The organism is Desulfofundulus australicus DSM 11792, assembly GCF_900129285.1.
GTDB lineage: Bacteria > Bacillota > Desulfotomaculia > Desulfotomaculales > Desulfovirgulaceae > Desulfofundulus > Desulfofundulus australicus.
In genome coordinates, this window is sequence record NZ_FQUW01000024.1 from 1 (window position 1) to 17414 (window position 17414).

Genomic DNA, 17414 nt, shown 5'->3' on the forward strand with positions numbered 1-17414 from the left:
CTCCTCAAGATAAGGTTTCCCACCCGGCGCTCACCGGGTGCCGGGGTAAGACCCCTGGAAGACTACCAGGTAGATAGGCCGGGCGTGTAAGCCGGGTAACCGGTTGAGCGGACCGGTACTAATAGGTCGAGGCCTTGACCTCATATACCTGCGGGTTCTCACTGTGAAGTTTTGAGGGAATATACAGGTTTTCCGGTGGCTATACCGGAGGGGAAACACCCGTTCCCATCCCGAACACGGAAGTTAAGCCCTCCAGGGCCGATGGTACTTGGGGGCCTACCCCCGGGAGAGTAGGTCGCTGCCGGAAAACTTTTCTTAACCCCCGGTTCATCAGCCGGGGGTATTTCATGTTGAGGGCACCCGTTTGCCGGGCGGCCGGGTCTCCTGGACAATTGCCTTATCCATACCAGCATGTTAAGATAAAAAACAGGACCTTTAGTACAGGGGGGTCAGATTGTGCATCTGCTCGCGCAAAGGTTGGTTGAATGGCTTAAAGAGCAGGCCGCAGCGAGGGGTGCCCGGGGTTATGTAGTGGGTTTGAGCGGTGGCATAGATTCCGCCGTTACGGCAGTCTTGTGCAAGCAGGCCTGTCCTGATGATGTGCTGGGTGTAATCATGCCCTGCTACAGCAATCCCCAGGATGCTGAGGACGCCAGGCTGGTGGCCGAAACTTTTGCTATCCCGTTTAAAGAAATTGTGCTTGATGAACCTTTTACCATCATGGTTCGCCTGCTGACCGGCGATGAAAAGCATGTGCAGGATAGGGAGCTTTCCATTGCCAACATTAAGCCCAGGCTGCGGATGATTACCCTTTATTTTTATGCTTCCCGGCTTAAATACCTGGTTGCCGGAACGGGTAACCGCAGCGAGCTTACCGTCGGTTACTTCACCAAACATGGTGATGGCGGGGTCGATCTCCTGCCCCTTGGCAATCTTGTCAAGCGGCAGGTTTATGAGCTGGCGGAACACCTGGGTATACCGCGCCGGATTATTGAGAAACCCCCGTCTGCCGGCTTGTGGTCCGGGCAAAATGATGAGGCGGAGATGGGAATCTCGTACCGGGAACTGGATGAATTCATTCTTACCGGAAAAGCCGACCAGCGGGTAATGGAGGTAGTTAAAACCCTGGCGACGAAAAATGCCCATAAAAAACAGCTACCTGCTATACCGCCTTTTTAATTAAATTTCCGGGAAGGGAATTAGAGAGGGGGGTATGGTATGGCCGGCCATTCCAAGTGGTCAACCATCAAGAGGAAAAAGGCCAGAGTAGATGCCCAGAGAGGCAAGCTGTTTACCCGCCTCTCCAGGGAAATTATCGTGGCAGCCCGCCTGAGAGGCGGTGATCCGGAGGCCAACCCCAGGTTGAAGGCAGCCATACAGCGGGCTAAAGAAGCCAACATACCCAATGAAAATATTCAGCGGGCTATCCAGAAAGGGACCGGTGAACTGGGCGGGACTGCTTACGAGGAGCTGGTTTATGAAGGGTACGGGCCAGGTGGGGTAGCGGTGATGCTGGAGATCATGACCGATAACCGTAACCGCACCGCCGGGGAGATCCGGCACCTGTTCTCCCGCCACGGTGGTAATCTGGGTGAAGCGGGCTGTGTTTCCTGGATGTTTACTAAAAAAGGCGTTATCGTGGTGGAAAAAGACGGCCTGGATGAGGATGAATTGATGCTGGCCGCGTTAGAAGCCGGCGCTGAAGATATGAAAACTGAAGAGGATGAGTTTGAGATCATTACCGCTCCCGAGGATTTCGACAGGGTGCGGCAGGCTCTGGAGGAAAAAGGTGTTCCCATAGCCGAGGCGCAGGTAACCATGGTGCCCCGGAGTACGGTCAGGCTCACCGGTCAGGAAGCGGAGCAGATGATGCGTTTAATAGAAGCCCTGGAAGATCACGATGACGTGCAGGAAGTATATGCTAATTTTGAGCTGGAGAATTAACTTTAGTTTTGCCCGTGGGGCAGTGGGAAGCCGCTGCCCCCTTTAAATTGACGGGTATGGTTCCGGCAAAATGTGGCAATAATATAACAGGTGAAAAGCTAGTCGGATAAAGGAGTGTCCGGAACCATGCTGAAAAGGTTATTGTACGCCTTTGCCGGCCTGCTGGTAATGCTGGGGGTGGCCCTGGGCATATATGCGGGGCTGAACATGCTGGGGGAACCCTCCATAAAACCCGGCCTGGCCGTCTTTGGTAATTCCGGCGACCGGTCCCTCCTGCCGGTGCAGAGGGATACTTTTGTCCAGGAGGAAAGGGAGTACCTTTGCGGCGACACCCAGGTCGTCTTTTTGGGCCGTGCTCCCCGGGAGCTCCTGGGGCTGGACAGGGAGGAACTGGCAAAGCGTTACCCGCCTGCGGAGGGCTGGAGCATGGAAGAGCGGGGCAGAACCCTGGTGTTTAAGCAGCGGGTTGAAGATTTTTGCCCGGAGCACAGGAATTACCGGCACCTGGGTATTCACGAGGGTTACCTGGCCGTATTCCAGGGGCCGCTCGGCTACGATCAGAAACTGCTCCGGGTGGAAAGAAACATACCGGTAACGGTTCTGCACCCCGATTTGCAGTTGAAATTGCATAAAGCGGGTGATTTTAAACGGCAGGATCCGGAAACACAGGCCATCCTGCGTTCAGAACTGGAGTTTCCTTCCGAACAGGCGGTTAATGCCATGCTGGAGAACCTGGATGAGCTGACTGAGTCCGGGGACAATCCCCGGGCTTGATTTTTAATTTATGGCAGGAGCCCGGACAGGTCTTGTGGAACTTTTAATCAGGGAGAGGTTTTTATGCGGGTTATTGGCATTGATCCGGGTACAGCCATAACCGGTTACGGCATCATCGATCTGGAAGGAAACCGGCTGTCGGTGGTGGCCTACGACTGCATCACCACACAGCCCACCATGTCCATGCCTTCCCGGCTGCAGCATCTATACCGGCAGCTGGAAATGGTGCTCAGGCACTACCGGCCCCGGCAGTTTGCCGTGGAAGAACTTTTTTTTCAAAAAAATGTACGCACAGCCCTGGCTGTGGGGCAGGCCAGGGGAGTGGCTATCCTGGCGGCCGTAAATGCTGGCCTGGCGGTGGCCGAGTATACCCCCCTGCAGGTCAAGCAGGCCGTGGTTGGTTACGGCCGGGCGGCCAAGGAGCAGGTCCAGTACATGGTGCGGGCTCTTCTGGGCCTGCCGGAAGTCCCCCGTCCCGATGATGTGGCCGATGCCCTGGCGGTGGCCATCTGTCATGCCCATTACCTCCAGTCAGCAGCCAGGATAAGGGGGGAAACCCGGGGATGATTGCTTTTCTTAAGGGCCATCTTCTGGAGGTACAGGAAGATGGTATCATCCTGGATGTTCATGGGGTGGGGTACCTGGTGCGGGTACCTCTATCCATGGTAAGCCTTTTGCCGCCAAAGGGGCAGCCGGTGCAGTTATACACCCACCTGGTCTGGCGGGAAGATGGGCCGGCCCTTTTTGGTTTTTCCAGCCGGATGGAGCTGGAAGCCTTTCGCAGCCTGCTGAATGTGGCCGGGGTGGGACCCCGGGCGGCCCTGGCCATTCTTTCTGCGGTAAGCCCCGTCACCCTGCGCCGGGCTGTGCTGGAAGAAAACGAAAACATCCTTACAGCCGTTCCGGGGATAGGTAAAAAAACAGCCCGGCGGATTATTCTGGAGTTGAAGGACAAGCTGGCCGGCCTGGAGCTCGAAGCCGGCACCGGGAGTGGTAGCGACGAAACGGCTTTGCCGCCGGGGGGTGAGGAGGAAGCCGCCGCTGCCCTGGTGTCCCTGGGTTACAGCCAGGTGGAGGCCCGCCGGGCTGTACGGCAGGTCAGCCGGCAGGCTGCCCCCGGCTCTGTGGAAGATTTGCTGCGGTTGGCCCTGCAGTGGCTGGGCCGGCAAAAAAATGCGTGACCGGTAAGGGGGGTGTTTTTCCTTGGAAGAGAGGCTGCTTTCCGCCGCTTTTCGGCCGGAAGATGGAGAGGGCGAGCATACCCTGCGGCCGCGGCGGCTGCAGGATTTTATCGGCCAGGAGAAAATAAAGGAGAGCCTGTCCATTTTTATTAGCGCGGCCAGGGAGCGGGGGGAAGTGCTGGACCACGTCCTGTTATTCGGCCCGCCCGGCCTGGGTAAAACCACTCTTGCCGGCATCATCGCCAGCGAGCTGGGGGTAGGGATCCGGATTACTTCCGGTCCGGCCGTTGAACGTCCCGGCGACCTGGCGGCCATCCTGACCAACCTCACTCAGGGTGATGTGTTGTTCATTGACGAGATTCACCGCCTGAGCCGCCCGGTGGAGGAGATCCTTTACCCGGCCATGGAGGACTTTGCCCTGGATATTGTCATCGGTAAAGGGCCGGGGGCCCGTTCCCTGCGCCTGGATCTGCCCCGGTTTACCCTGATTGGCGCCACCACGCGGGCCGGGTTGCTCACCTCCCCCCTGCGGGACCGCTTTGGCGTGATCTGCCGGCTGGAGTATTACGGTGTTGATGAGCTGGTCCAGATTATTTCCCGTTCGGCCCGCATCCTGGGCATTCCTGTGGAAAGGGAGGGGGCGGTGGAAATTGCCCGGCGCTCCCGGGGGACACCGCGGGTGGCCAACCGCCTGTTAAGGCGGGTGCGGGATTATGCCCAGGTACGTGCCGGTGGCATGATTACCCGGGCGGTGGCCGTCAGGGCGCTGCAGTTCCTGGAAGTTGATCCCCTGGGCCTGGATCATACTGACCGCCGCCTGCTGCAAATAATTATAGAGAAGTTCAACGGCGGGCCCGTAGGCCTGGAGACCCTGGCGGCGGCCGCGGGTGAAGAAGCGGGCACCCTGGAAGACGTTTTCGAGCCCTACCTGCTGCAGATGGGGCTCCTGGCCCGTACGCCCCGGGGCCGGGTGGCCACACCCGCGGCTTACAGGCATCTCGGCCTGCCTTTGAAACAGGACCCCGTTCAAATCAGCCTGTGGTAGAAGGTGGTGTCCGGTGAAAATTCTAATGCATATCTGCTGCGGTCCCTGCACCATTTACCCTCTGGATTACCTGCGCCGGGAGGGGCATACGGTCTACGGGTACTTCTTCAATCCCAATATCCATCCCTACACCGAGTGGCAGAGGCGCCGGGAAACGCTGGAGAAATACGCCCGGGAGCAGGATCTGCCCGTAATTTTCAGCGATGAATACCCCCTGGAGCAATTTCTGCAGATGGTGGTTCACCGGGAAGCCCGGCGCTGCCAGTTCTGCTATGCTTTCCGCCTGCGCCAGGCGGCCAGGGTGGCCAGGCGGGGTGGATTCGATGCCTTTACCACCACCCTTCTGGTCAGCCCCTTTCAAAAGCACGACCTGATCCGGGAAATAGGGGAGAACGCGGGCGAGGAGTCGGGCGTGCCCTTTTACTACGTGGATTTCCGTCCGGGGTTTAAAGAAGCGGTGGCCCGTTCCAAGGAACTGGGTATGTATCGCCAGCAGTACTGCGGGTGCATATACAGTGAAAAGGAGCGTTACTACCGCCCCGTGAAAAAAAAGGATACAGGTGAGGGGAAATGATGTACGGGCTGGGCAAGATGATCGCCCTCATGGGCGTTTTCCTTGTGGTTATCGGCGGCCTGCTCATGTTATCGGAAAGGCTTTTTCACCTGGGCCGCCTCCCGGGAGATATCCTGATCCAGAAGGGTAACTTTACCTTTTACTTTCCCATCGTGACCTCCATTGTTTTGAGCCTTCTGCTCACACTGATTTTAAACCTGATTTTCCGCCGGTAATTCCATAAATGGCAGGAAAGTGGGAAGATATGTCGAACCTACCTGGATGGTGGAGAATTTACATCCAGGAGGTTATTGTTTGGTGTTCAGAAAAAAACTGGGTCTGGTTATTCTTCTGGTGATGTTGCTGGCCCTGCCGGGTTACCCCGCCTGGTCGGCTGCGGGGGATGCAGAGGTGGAACAAGAGGTGAGGGTCGGCCTGGTTCAGAAGGCCAGCCAGGTGGCCTTTTCAGCTACAGGGGATTATCAACTGGTTGATGAGTATACGGGCCGGGTTGTTTCCGGGATTGAGCCCGGCCAGCGCTGGGAAGTGCGCCACTCCCCGGAGGGGCTGGAACTGTACAGGGATGGCCGGCTCATGGGCAGCTTTGAAGGACCCCTTAAGGTAGTGGGCCGGGGAGTAAAAGTGGACGTCCTTTCCGGTACCGGCCTGCAGGTGGAGCGGGAAAGCGGGTTGTACGCGGAAGGGGCGGGCGGCAGGAAGGCCCTGCCCGATAACCTGGCGGGTGTCCACGTGCTGGGTGCCGGCGGGCAGGTGAAAAAACTTGCCCCCGCCCGGGGAACGGGGCTGGTTACCCTCTACCAGGGGGAGCAGGCCCGGCGTTACAGGGGTGATATGGAGTTCCGTCTTGATAACGCGGGTATCACGGTAGTTAACCAGTTACCCGTTGAAGAATACCTTTACGGGGTGGTACCGGCGGAAATGCCCGCCTACTGGCCCGCCGAGGCTTTGAAAGCCCAGGCGGTGGCCGCCCGCAGTTACGTCCTGGCCCAGAAGGGCGGCTACGCCAGCCAGGGTTTCGACGTGCTGGCCACCCAGTCAAGCCAGGTATACCGCGGTTATGATGTAGAAAATCCCGCCACCACCAGGGCGGTGGATGAAACCAGGGGAATTGTGGCCACGTACGGCGGCCGGCCCATCAGTGCTTATTTCCACAGCTCCAGCGGCGGGTACACCGAAAACAGCGAGGACGTCTGGAGAAGCCCGGTGGATTACCTGCGGGCCCGGCCGGATCCCTTCGATAAGAATCCGCAGAACACCCACTACGGCTGGAGCAAGACCTGTACCGCCGATCAGCTCAAGGAGCAGCTGGCCGCGGCGGGATACCGGTTCAGCGAAATATACGACCTGGTGGAGCTGGAGCGTACCTCCACCGGGCAGCGGGTGAAGGCCCTTGCGGTAAGCGGTCTGGACCCGGAGGGTCAGCCCATAACCATTGAAATTGGCCGGGACCCCCTTAAAGGAAAGGCCGACGAAGTGCGCCGCGCCCTGGGCTTGAAGAGTGCCAGCTTCTCCATGGAAAAGGTTATGTTGCCGCCTGCCGGGGACGGGCAGGACGGGCAGCAGCCGCGCCTGGAGAGGGTTACCTTCGTGGGCAACGGCTGGGGCCACGGGCTGGGCATGTCCCAGTACGGGGCCCTGGGCATGGCCTCCCGGGGTTATACTTACCAGGAAATCTTGAAATACTATTATTCAGGCATACAGATAGTTTCCAATTATGGTAAATAAAATGGGGGATGGTCTTTTGGGCCTGCAGTTAAGCGACTTTGACTACGAGTTACCTCCCGAGCTCATCGCCCAGGATCCGGCCCCCCGCCGGGATGAATCCCGGTTGATGGTGCTGTTCCGGCAGGACGGCCGTATGGAGCACCGCCTGTTTAAAGATATCGTGGAATACCTTTCGCCTCCCGATGTACTGGTAATTAACGAGACGCGGGTTATTCCGGCCCGGTTGATGGGCCGCAGGGCGCAGGGAGGGGCGGAAGTAGAAGTTCTGCTTCTCAGGCCGCTGGAGGAACGGCGCTGGGAAGCGCTGGTGCGGCCGGGGCGGCGCCTGAAGCCGGGTGTGCGCCTGATCTTTGGAGAAGGACTGGCGGAGGGGTTGATTGAAGACGTGACCGCGGCGGGCGGCCGGATCATATCCTTCAGCTCAGCGCTTCCCTTTGCGGAGGTACTGGCCCGGCTGGGCAGGATGCCCCTGCCCCCGTATATAAAAAAGTATCCGGACGATCCCGAGCGTTATCAGACGGTTTATGCCCGGCAGGAGGGGTCCGCCGCGGCTCCCACTGCCGGGCTGCATTTTACCAGGGAGTTGCTGGACAAAATTGAAGCCAGGGGTGTACAGCTGGTCCGGGTGCTGCTGCACGTGGGGCTGGGTACCTTCCGTCCGGTGAGGGTTGAGGACATTACCAGGCACCACATGCATGCCGAGTATTACGAGGTCACTGAGGAGGCGGCCCGGACCATAAACGCAGCCCGGGCCCGCGGCGGGCGGGTGGTGGCCGTGGGTACCACCACCACCCGCTGCCTGGAAACCGTGGCCGGCGAGGACGGGCAGGTCCGGGCCGGAGCCGGGTGGACGGATATTTTCATTTACCCGGGTTACCGTTTTAAGGCGGTGGACGCCCTGGTGACCAACTTTCACCTGCCCCGGTCGACCCTGTTGATGATGGTCAGCGCCTTTGCCGGGCGGGAAAAGATTTTACACGCCTACCGCACGGCGGTGGAAATGCGCTACCGTTTCTTCAGCTTCGGGGATGCAATGTTGATTATCTAAACAGGCTGGTTTTAAAATCAGGTATATTTCCTATTCCGGTTTGGGTATTGAAGAGGTTGAGGAAGCGTGACAGTCAGTTTTTCCATCATCCAGGAAGATAATCGTACCATGGCCCGGGCCGGGGTCCTGCACACCCTGCGGGGGGATGTGGAAACGCCGGTATTTATGCCCGTGGGCACCCAGGCCACGGTAAAAACCATGACCCCCCGGGAGGTGGAGGAACTGGGGGCCAGATTGATCCTGAGCAATACCTACCACCTGTACCTGCGCCCCGGTGCCGACCTGATCAGGGAGGCGGGAGGACTGCACCGTTTTATGGGGTGGAACGGTCCCATCCTCACCGACAGCGGCGGCTTTCAGGTTTTCAGCCTGGCCTCCCTGTGCCGCATCGAGGATAACGGGGTCTGGTTCCGCTCCCACATAGACGGCAGCGAGCACTTTTTCAGCCCGGAAAAGGCGGTGGCCGTGCAGGAGGCCCTGGGTTCGGACATTGCCATGGCCTTTGATCAGTGTGCCCCCTACCCCTGTAGCTACGAGGAAGCCCGGGAAGCCACGGAGAGGACCAGCCGCTGGGCCCTGCGCTGCCGGGAGGCCAGCCGGCGGGAAGATCAGGCCCTGTTTGGCATTATCCAGGGAGGGGTGCACCGGGACCTGCGGGAAAAAAGCGTGAAGGATTTGCTGGCCCTGGATTTTCCCGGCTATGGTATCGGGGGGCTCAGTGTGGGCGAACCCAAGGAGGTTATGTACGAGGTCCTGGATTATACCGTACCCCTCCTGCCCCCTCACAAGCCCCGTTATTTGATGGGTGTGGGTTCACCCGACTGCCTGCTGGAGGGCGTGGCCCGGGGAGTGGATATGTTTGACTGCGTTTTGCCCACCCGCATTGCCCGCAACGGGACTGTCTTTACCCGCGACGGGAAGCTGGTGGTGCGCAATGCCGCCTACGCCCGGGATTTCCGTCCCCTGGATCCGGAGTGCGGCTGCTATGCCTGCCGGCACTTTACCAGGGCCTACATCCGCCACCTTCTCAAAGCCAACGAGGTCCTGGGCATACGCCTGACCACCCTGCACAACCTGCATTTTATTCTCGAACTGATGAGAAATATCCGGCGGGCCATCCTGGAGGGAAGTTTCCTTGAGTTTAAGGAAGCATTCCTGGCCCGCTGGAATAAAAATTAAATTTTTCTTTCGCCCGGAAAGGGAATTGCCTTTCCGGCACGAATATTAACTCTTCAGGAGAAAGGAGGTTATCAATGAACCAGCAGCTTATTTCCATTCTCTACATAGTTGCCCTGTTTGCCCTGCTTTACTTCCTGCTCATTCGTCCCCAGCAGCAGCGGCAGAAAAAGCACATGGAAATGATCCGCAACCTGAAGGTAAACGACCCTATAATAACCATAGGCGGCATCTATGGCACCATAGTAAAGATAAAGGAAGATTCCCTGGTGGTCCGGGTGGCGGACAATGTGCGGATTGAAATCCTGAAAAATGCCGTTGCCCAGGTCAGACCACGGGAAGAAGAAGAGGAAAAATAAACCGGTTTCCCGGAAGAGTAGGTCATTCCTACTCTTTTTCTCCGTAGGGGCTAAACTGGTTAAATGTACCAGGCCATGGATAATCCAGCCTGCCCCGCTTTCCCGGAACAGGCGGGGCTTTTTCAGGGCTTCTATGTTTAAGGAGATGGAAAATCTTTGATTACCCTGGAAGACATCAAAAAGAATCCCCTGGTGGACAGTTTCATTCGCAAGGGCAATGAATATCTGGGTGTGCTGGGTTATACCGAGCACAGTTACCGGCATTTGAACCTGGTAAGCAGCCTGGCCCGCAGCATCCTGGAGCGGCTGGGCTACCCCGAAAGGGAAGCCGAGCTGGCAGCTATTGCGGGCTACATGCACGATATTGGCAATGTGGTCAGCCGGAATGACCATGGTATTTCCGGGGCGGTCCTGGCCTTTACCATATTAAACAGCATGGGCATGGACCCCGACGAGATGGCCACGGTGATTTCGGCCATTGCCAATCACGAGGAGCAGTACGGACAGCCGGTCAACAATGTGGCGGCCGCCCTGATAGTGGCCGATAAATCCGATGTCCACCGTTCCCGGGTGCGCAACCAGGATTTCGCCACCTTTGATATCCACGACCGGGTAAATTACGCCGTGGAGCACGCCTTTATCACGGTGGACAGGGACAAGCGCACCATTACCATGGACCTGACCATAGATATAAACATCTGCCCGGTCATGGAATATTTTGAGATCTTCCTGACCCGGATGACCCTGTGCCGCCGGGCGGCCAATTTCCTGCACTGTAATTTCGAGCTGATTATTAATGGTTCCCGATTGCTCTAGAGCAGCAGGAGAGGAGTTTTGGTATGAAGCTGAAGTGGAACAAAATACTCATTCTCGCCGGATTGGTAATTCTCGTAGCCCTGGCTACGGCGGCTGCCGTAACCCCGGCCTTTAAAAACATCCCCTACCTGGGGAAATACCTGCCCCTGATCAAGGATGTCACCCTGGGCCTCGACCTGCAGGGCGGGGTGCACGTGGTCCTGGAAGCTAAGGACACCCCCGAAGCGAAGGTCACCCAGGAATCGATGCAGCAGCTGATGGCTGTAATCCAGCGCCGGGTCGACCAGTTTGGCGTGGCGGAGCCGGTTATCCAGCAGCAGGGGCGGAACCGGTTGATTGTGGAGATTGCGGGCAGGATTGACCCCGAGGAGGCCGTACGCAACCTGGTGAAGACGGCCTACCTGGAATTTAAAACCATGGATGGGAAAACGGTGGTTACCGGGGCCGACTTGAAGGATGCCGTGGAATCCAAGGACCCCACTTCGGGGCAGGTAAAAGTAGACCTTACTTTTAATGCCGCCGGGGCCAAAAAGTTTGCCGATGCTACGGCGGCTAACGTAGGCAAACCCATTGCTATCATTTTGGACGGGAAGGTTTTACAGAGTCCCGTGGTCAAGGAACCCATTCCCAACGGCAAGGCCCAGATTACCGGCTATGAGTCCCTGGAGGAAGCCCACAATATTGCCGTTTTGCTCCGCTCCGGTGCCCTGCCGGTCAAGGTGGAAGTGGTGGAGAAGCGGGCGGTGGGCCCGGCCCTGGGTGCGGACTCGCTGCAGAAATCCAAGCATGCCGGGCTGGTGGGTGTGCTGGCCATCCTGATCTTCATGATCATGTACTACCGGGTACCCGGGCTGGTGGCCGACTTTGCCCTGCTGATCTATGCCTTAATTGTGCTGGCCATTTACGTGGGCATGAATGTGACCATGACCCTACCGGGTATTGCCGCCTTCCTGTTGTCCCTGGGTATTGCCGTGGATGCCAACGTGATCATCTTTGAGCGCCTGAAGGAAGAGCTGCGGGCGGGGAAGAGCCTGCGTTCGGCCATTGATGCCGGCTTCAAGCGGGCATTTACCGCCATCTTTGATGCCAACGCCACCACCCTCATTGCCGCCGTAGTGCTCTACTTCTTCGGCATGGGTTCTGTGCGGGGTTTTGCCATCACCCTGGGGATAGGTATTGTGGCCAGCATGTTTACCGCCATTACCGTCACCCGCTGGCTGCTGCACCTGCTGGCGGGAAGCGGCCTGGTGAGAAATGTCAGGGCATACGGGGCATAGGGGGTGTTGAAGGATGCATTTCATCAGGCTCAGGAAAATCTGGTATATCATTTCCCTGCTGGTTATCATACCCGGCCTGATCTCCCTGATGGTTCAGGGATTGAATCTCGGTATAGAATTCACCGGCGGCAACCTGCTGGAGGTGCGTTTTGAGAACCCGGTGCCGGTGGAAAAGGTGCGCCAGGTGGTATCCGCCCAGGGGCTGGAGTTCAGCCGGGGCATTCAAAAAAGCGGTACCTCCGATTACCTTATTCGTACCAGGCACCTGACCCAGGAGGAACAGGATAAACTGATGGCCGCCCTGAACAGCCTGGGGAAGTATACTGTGCTGCGCAATGAATCCATCGGACCCACCATTGGCCGGGAGCTGACCACCAAGGCTCTCCTGGCCCTGCTGGTGGCGTCGGTGCTGATGATTATTTACATCAGCATCCGCTTTGAATTCAAGCAGGGGATCGCGGCCGTCATTGCGCTGATCCACGATACCCTGGTGGTTACGGGTGTTTTCTCCCTCTTTCAGATTGAGGTGGACGGCGCCTTTGTGGCCGCTCTCCTGACCATTATCGGTTATTCCATAAACGATACCATCGTTATTTTCGACCGTGTCCGGGAGAATATGCTGCACCGCAAGAAAGGGGAAAGTCTGGAGGATATTGTTAACGCCAGCCTGTGGCAGACTCTGACCCGGTCCATCAACACGGTGCTCACGGTGGTTTTTGTCCTGGTGGCCCTCTACTTCCTGGGCGGCAGCACCATCCGCAATTTTATCCTGGCCCTGCTCATCGGTGTGGTCAGCGGAGCTTATTCCTCCATCTGCAATGCTGGCCCACTCTGGGTGGACTTTAAGCTCATGGAAAAGCGGGCTAAGGTAAAAGAGGCCAGGGCTTAGGTTGGTTTACCCCGCTACCATCTTTGTCGATAGCCTGAAGCGGTGGCAAATGCCGCCGTTTTTTTATTGCCGGCCGGGATGAAAATTTTTTGTTTAGGGTTAACCGCACGGGGAAAATTAAAATTAAGCCGTGCACAGTTCAAACCATAATTTATGGGAGGATGACCCCGGGTGGACGAAAATGAAAGGCGCATCCTGGAAGCCCTGCGGGAAAAGATCACCGAGCTGTCCATCAACATGGAAAAAATGAAACTGGCCGAATATGTGGAACTCCTGGAACAGCCCGGCAGGCTGCTCTACGTTAATTTTCTTTCCGGCCTGGCCCGGGGCGTGGGCATAGCCGTGGGGTTTGCCCTGCTGGGGGCAATTTTAATTGCTGTTCTGCAGCGGCTGGTGATGCTCAACCTGCCGGTGATCGGTGGTTTTATTGCGGAAATTGTGGCTATAGTCCAGACCCGCCTGGGAACTCCCCCTTAAAAATACCCGGTGTTTTGACCGGAGCAGGCCGGTTGCCCCGGGGCGGGTATTAACCGTATCACCGGACCGGCGACCGGTAAAAGGAGGATTGATGATGGATAAAGAACAGCTGGCGGAAGTGCGCCGCCGCCTGGAGGAAGAAAAACAGAGGCAGATGGAGCTGATCAAGGGCATTAACGAAGGCGGCCTGGCCACATCCATGTCCGATTCCATAGGGGAGCTGTCTCTTTACGATAACAACCCGGGAGATATCGGCACGGAACTTTTTGAGCGCAGCAAGGATTTTGCCCTGCGGGAAGATGCCAAGATCAAGATACGCGCCATCGATGAAGCCCTGGCCAGGCTCGAGCAGGGTACCTACGGCTTTTGCGAGATCTGCGGCGAGGCCATAGACCCGGCAAGGCTGGAGGCCGTTCCCTATACCACTCTTTGCTACCGCTGCCGCCTGCGGGATGAAAAGCGCCCGGTGAGCTCTTACCGTCCCATAGAGGAGGAAATTATTAAAGATCTCTACCAGACCAGTTATGAAGAAGACCTGGATGGTGTCATGTACGATCTGGAGGATTCCTGGCAGGAGGTGGCACGGTATTTTGAACACGCCGAGCAGGCTCAGGCCGGTGCTTATTACGGCCCCGGCGAATTGGCCGAGGAAGACCGGGGATACGTGGAGGAAGTGGAAAACATTCCCTATGAAATTGGTGATGACGGCGTAATATACGAAAACCGGCGCGGTTATGATGACGAGAGCGCACCTTCCGAGCGGATCGATGTGGGCATCGAGCACAGCAAGGGGGAAGGGGATGATGGTTCCCCCTATGGTTAAAAGCAATTTCCCGCGGATCAATTTATTGTCCACGGCTGTTTTTAAACCAGTCCCTGTGCTATACTACCAGTAACGGTACCCGCCGAAGACCGGAGACGGGGCCTTTTGGCCCGGCCAGCGAAACGACCGGGCACGCGCGGAGTGTCTTGTCGACAGCCTGCGGCCACCAGTCCTTATGGTGCTGGTGGCCTGGGGTTGTTTTTTATAAGGGGTGATGGGCTTGGACGAGAAAATAAAGGTCGCCAGGCTTTCCGTTGCTTCCAATACCCTGCTTACCGCCGGGAAGCTGGGTGTGGGCCTGGCCATGAATTCGGTGGCGGTTATTTCCGAAGCCCTGCATTCGGGCCTGGACCTGCTGGCAGCATTGATTGCCTATGCCTCTGTTCGCCAGTCCTCCCGCCCGGCTGATGCCGAGCACAATTACGGCCACGGTAAATTTGAGAATGTGGCGGCCATTATTGAAGCGCTGTTAATCGTCGCTGCCGGGATAGTAATAGTGTGGCAGGCCATTCCCAAGCTCCTGGGAGCCCGGGAAGTGCAACACCTGGGCCTGGGGATGGCGGTCATGGGATGTTCGGCGGTGGTCAACCTGCTTATTTCCAGCCTGCTGATGCGCACGGCCAGGCGGACCGGATCCCCGGCCCTGGAAGCAGATGCCTGGCACCTGCGGACCGATGTCTTAACTTCAGCAGGGGTATTTGGGGCCATGCTGGCCATTCAGTTAACCGGGTGGCATATACTGGATCCACTGATTGCCCTGGTTGTTTCCCTGTTCATTTTTAAAGCGGCCTTCGATCTGCTGCGGGGTTCCTGGGGCAGCATTGTCGATGCCCGCCTTCCCGACGAGGAAGAACAGGTGATCCGCCGGGTTCTGGAATCCTATGCCGGGGAGTTTGTCCAGTTTCACGACCTGCGCACCCGCCGGGCCGGCCCGGACCGGCACATAGATTGCCACCTGGTGGTTCCCGGCTACCGTCCCATTGCCCAGGTGCACCGGCTCTGTGACGCCATTGAGGAAGACATCCGCCGGCACCTGGCGGGAGCCCAGGTGCTTATTCATACCGAACCCTGTCGCCCGGGTACCAGCGACTGCCATGTCTGCCGGGTGCACGTCGCCCTGGCCGATCCCGCTCAGGAGCGCAGGTGCGAAGAGTGCCGGGCCTGCGCGGGTTCTCCGGAAAAAACCTCTCCCCGCGGCAATGGAAATAGTTGAAAAAATTGACTTCCTGCAGGAAAAAACTGCCTGCGCCCATGCTCCCTCAAACCGGGCGGCTTCCTGCGTAGTTATTATTATGTAGAAGCCGGGCAGGATGGGGGTGGAGCATGAGGTACTAAAAGGATGGTGCTGCCGGTGGGGAACATAGAAAACCTCCTTGCCCTGGCCAGGGCGGGGGATGGTACGGCCCGGGAGCAGCTGCTGGCGGAGTGTCGCCCCTTTATCACCCGGGTTACCGCCGGGCTTTGCCGCCGGCACCTGGAATGGGGTTATGACGACGAATTGAGCATTGCCTTTATGGCCTTTAACGAAGCCATTGACCGTTATGAGGAAGACCGGAAAGTTCCTTTCCTGGCTTATGCCCGGCTCCTGATTAAAAGTCGCCTTACGGATTACCTGCGCAAGGAGAACAGGGTATCCGCCCACATGGCCGGCTCCCTGAACAGTGAGCTGGAAGAAATGTCGGCATTTTCCCTGGAATCATCCCGGGCCTGGGGAGAGTATCTGGACCGCGAGGCGGCCCGGGAAAGGGAGGAAGAGATCCGGGAATATGCCGCGATGCTGGCTGAATTCGGGATCTCCTTTTCCGATCTGGTACGCTGTGCACCCAGGCATCGTGATGCCCGGCAGGTTTTATTGCACGTTTCCCGCCGCCTGGCCGGGGACGGTGCCCTGTTCGAGCAGCTGGTCAGGACCGGAAAGCTGCCCATTAAAGAACTCTCCCTGCTGACCGGGGTGCACCGCAAAACCCTGGAGCGGGGACGCAAGTATATAATTGCCATGGCCCTTTTATGGCATCACTGCCAGGAATATTTATACCTCTGCCATTACCTTAAAGCCAGCGGTAAAGGAGAATGAAGTGAATTGGAAAAAGTGCTTACCGGCATTGTCGTGGAGGTTAAAGCCAGATCCTGTATTATACTCACTCCTGACGCGCAGTTCCGGGAAATCCCCCTTCCCGCCGGTGGAGCGCGCCCGGGTGAGGAGGTTAGCTTCAGTTTCCGCAGGCGCCCTGTCTACTGGCAGTCACTGCTGGTAGCGGCAAGCCTGCTGCTGATTCTGGGGGCAGGACTTTTCTACCGCGGCTGGCTGAACCAGGCGGTGGCTTTTGTCTCGCTGGACATTAACCCCAGTGTGGAGATGGCATTGGACCGGCGGGAACTCGTGTGCCAGGCGCGGGGGTTGAATGCGGCGGGTAAGGACCTGCTCTCCCGGGTCCCGGTGCTGGGCCTGCCGGTGGAAAAAGCCATTGACTCTCTGCTGGACCGGGCGGTTCAATCCCGTTATCTCCAGCCGGCCCGGAACAATGTTATCCTGACCACCATTGCTGCGGGAAACGGGCGGGAACCTGCGCCGCAAGCAAGGGAAATCTACCAGGTTATCGTCAGGTCCCTGAGCTCGGCGGGGGTACCGGCGGAAGTGGTGGTGGAAACCGCGGCCCCGGAAATGCGCCGGCAGGCCAGTAAGCTTGGCCTGTCCACTGGCCGTTACCTGATCCACGTTGAGGGCAAAAAGAAAGGCCTGAACATCGGCCTGGAGGAATTGAAAAAGGAAAAAATATCCAGTCTGGAACAGAAGAAAGGTGTAACCATAAAAGAAGTGCTGGGTAAGCACGGCTACAGCGGGTGGGTGCCGGCACCCAAAGCGGTGGAAAACAACCGCTCCCTGCCCGGTGCGGTAAAAGATACGGCAGGCAGCAGGGTTCAGGAAAGGGTTCCCCCGCCGCAGGGAAAGGCTTCCCGGGTTGACCACAGAAGCGGTGCGGCAGTGCAGGAGCCGGCACCCCCGGCTGAACGGGTGACACCGGGCAAGGACCGGGAACTGCCCGGGGGGGGTGAAGAAGGAGCAGCGGGGCGGCAGGACTGCGCCCGGCAGGTGGAGGTAAAGGTTGAGAACATTAATGCCGGCAGTGAGATTGAGTTTAACCAGCCGGCCGGCCGGGACCGGAAAAATTATGATAATGGCCCCGGCCATGCGGGGGCAGGAGTTTTCGGAGCGCATTTTGGCCGGCGGGTTTTTGCGGGCAGGTCAATACAGGCCGGCTATTGCCAGGCAGGCGGCAGGGTGGTAGAATGTAATTAACTGAAAAT

20 protein-coding genes and 2 rRNA genes are annotated in these 17414 nt (G+C 57.9%); all 22 read left to right on the forward strand.

Going from position 1 to position 17414, the window contains the following annotated elements; genetic code table 11:
• A 23S ribosomal RNA gene (locus tag BUB44_RS09825) occupies positions 1-142 on the forward strand; the annotation flags it as partial.
• Positions 143-191: 49 nt separating this feature from the next.
• A 5S ribosomal RNA gene (rrf, locus tag BUB44_RS09830) occupies positions 192-307 on the forward strand.
• A 146-nt stretch (positions 308-453) separates the two neighbouring features.
• Positions 454-1179, forward strand: coding sequence for an NAD(+) synthase (gene nadE, locus BUB44_RS09835; protein ID WP_073165782.1), 726 nt, complete (start codon positions 454-456; stop codon positions 1177-1179).
• A 39-nt stretch (positions 1180-1218) separates the two neighbouring features.
• Positions 1219-1944, forward strand: a complete 726-nt coding sequence (locus BUB44_RS09840) for a YebC/PmpR family DNA-binding transcriptional regulator (protein ID WP_073165785.1) — start codon at positions 1219-1221, stop codon at positions 1942-1944.
• A gap of 126 nt (positions 1945-2070) precedes the next feature.
• Positions 2071-2718 carry a hypothetical protein gene (locus BUB44_RS09845; protein ID WP_027357153.1) on the forward strand — a complete coding sequence of 216 codons (648 nt, stop codon included), beginning with the start codon at positions 2071-2073 and terminating at the stop codon, positions 2716-2718.
• A 63-nt stretch (positions 2719-2781) separates the two neighbouring features.
• Entirely contained in the window at positions 2782-3285 is a 504-nt protein-coding gene (ruvC, locus tag BUB44_RS09850; protein WP_027357154.1) for a crossover junction endodeoxyribonuclease RuvC, read from the forward strand.
• A complete protein-coding gene (gene ruvA, locus BUB44_RS09855; RefSeq protein WP_027357155.1) occupies positions 3282-3899 on the forward strand; it encodes a Holliday junction branch migration protein RuvA in 618 nt (205 codons plus the stop codon). The genes ruvC and ruvA overlap by 4 nt, the downstream gene beginning before the upstream one ends.
• Before the next feature lie 22 nt (positions 3900-3921).
• Entirely contained in the window at positions 3922-4944 is a 1023-nt protein-coding gene (gene ruvB, locus BUB44_RS09860; RefSeq protein WP_027357156.1) for a Holliday junction branch migration DNA helicase RuvB, read from the forward strand.
• A gap of 13 nt (positions 4945-4957) precedes the next feature.
• Positions 4958-5518 (forward strand): epoxyqueuosine reductase QueH, encoded by a 561-nt coding sequence (locus BUB44_RS09865; RefSeq protein ID WP_027357157.1) that lies wholly within the window; start codon positions 4958-4960, stop codon positions 5516-5518.
• Complete coding sequence (locus BUB44_RS09870; protein WP_027357158.1) at positions 5515-5733, forward strand: DUF2905 domain-containing protein; 219 nt, start codon at positions 5515-5517, stop codon at positions 5731-5733. Before BUB44_RS09865 ends, BUB44_RS09870 begins: the two co-directional genes overlap by 4 nt.
• An 82-nt stretch (positions 5734-5815) precedes the next feature.
• A complete protein-coding gene (locus tag BUB44_RS09875) occupies positions 5816-7243 on the forward strand; it encodes a SpoIID/LytB domain-containing protein (protein WP_157833009.1) in 1428 nt (475 codons plus the stop codon).
• Positions 7244-7265: 22 nt separating this feature from the next.
• A complete protein-coding gene (gene queA, locus BUB44_RS09880) occupies positions 7266-8291 on the forward strand; it encodes a tRNA preQ1(34) S-adenosylmethionine ribosyltransferase-isomerase QueA (RefSeq protein WP_073165832.1) in 1026 nt (341 codons plus the stop codon).
• A 66-nt stretch (positions 8292-8357) separates the two neighbouring features.
• Positions 8358-9470 (forward strand): tRNA guanosine(34) transglycosylase Tgt, encoded by a 1113-nt coding sequence (tgt, locus tag BUB44_RS09885; RefSeq protein WP_073165789.1) that lies wholly within the window; start codon positions 8358-8360, stop codon positions 9468-9470.
• Positions 9471-9544: 74 nt separating this feature from the next.
• Complete coding sequence (gene yajC, locus BUB44_RS09890; protein WP_027357162.1) at positions 9545-9826, forward strand: preprotein translocase subunit YajC; 282 nt, start codon at positions 9545-9547, stop codon at positions 9824-9826.
• 156 nt (positions 9827-9982) lie between these two features.
• The gene (locus BUB44_RS09895; RefSeq protein WP_073165791.1) at positions 9983-10642 is read left to right on the forward strand and encodes an HD domain-containing protein; all 660 of its coding nucleotides are present in this window, start codon (positions 9983-9985) and stop codon (positions 10640-10642) included.
• 29 nt (positions 10643-10671) lie between these two features.
• Positions 10672-11919 carry a protein translocase subunit SecD gene (secD, locus tag BUB44_RS09900; protein ID WP_073165834.1) on the forward strand — a complete coding sequence of 416 codons (1248 nt, stop codon included), beginning with the start codon at positions 10672-10674 and terminating at the stop codon, positions 11917-11919.
• A 13-nt stretch (positions 11920-11932) separates the two neighbouring features.
• On the forward strand, positions 11933-12808 hold the full coding sequence (gene secF, locus BUB44_RS09905) for a protein translocase subunit SecF (RefSeq protein ID WP_073165793.1): 876 nt from the start codon (positions 11933-11935) through the stop codon (positions 12806-12808).
• Between the two features lie 171 nt (positions 12809-12979).
• The gene (locus BUB44_RS09910; RefSeq protein ID WP_027357166.1) at positions 12980-13285 is read left to right on the forward strand and encodes a DUF5665 domain-containing protein; all 306 of its coding nucleotides are present in this window, start codon (positions 12980-12982) and stop codon (positions 13283-13285) included.
• A 94-nt stretch (positions 13286-13379) separates the two neighbouring features.
• Positions 13380-14108 carry a TraR/DksA C4-type zinc finger protein gene (locus BUB44_RS09915; RefSeq protein ID WP_027357167.1) on the forward strand — a complete coding sequence of 243 codons (729 nt, stop codon included), beginning with the start codon at positions 13380-13382 and terminating at the stop codon, positions 14106-14108.
• 220 nt (positions 14109-14328) lie between these two features.
• Complete coding sequence (locus BUB44_RS09920; protein WP_073165797.1) at positions 14329-15321, forward strand: cation diffusion facilitator family transporter; 993 nt, start codon at positions 14329-14331, stop codon at positions 15319-15321.
• A gap of 138 nt (positions 15322-15459) precedes the next feature.
• Positions 15460-16182 (forward strand): sigma-70 family RNA polymerase sigma factor, encoded by a 723-nt coding sequence (locus BUB44_RS09925; protein WP_027357168.1) that lies wholly within the window; start codon positions 15460-15462, stop codon positions 16180-16182.
• Between the two features lie 15 nt (positions 16183-16197).
• The gene (locus tag BUB44_RS09930; protein ID WP_242655947.1) at positions 16198-17406 is read left to right on the forward strand and encodes an anti-sigma factor domain-containing protein; all 1209 of its coding nucleotides are present in this window, start codon (positions 16198-16200) and stop codon (positions 17404-17406) included.
• The last annotated feature ends 8 nt before the right edge of the window (positions 17407-17414 follow it).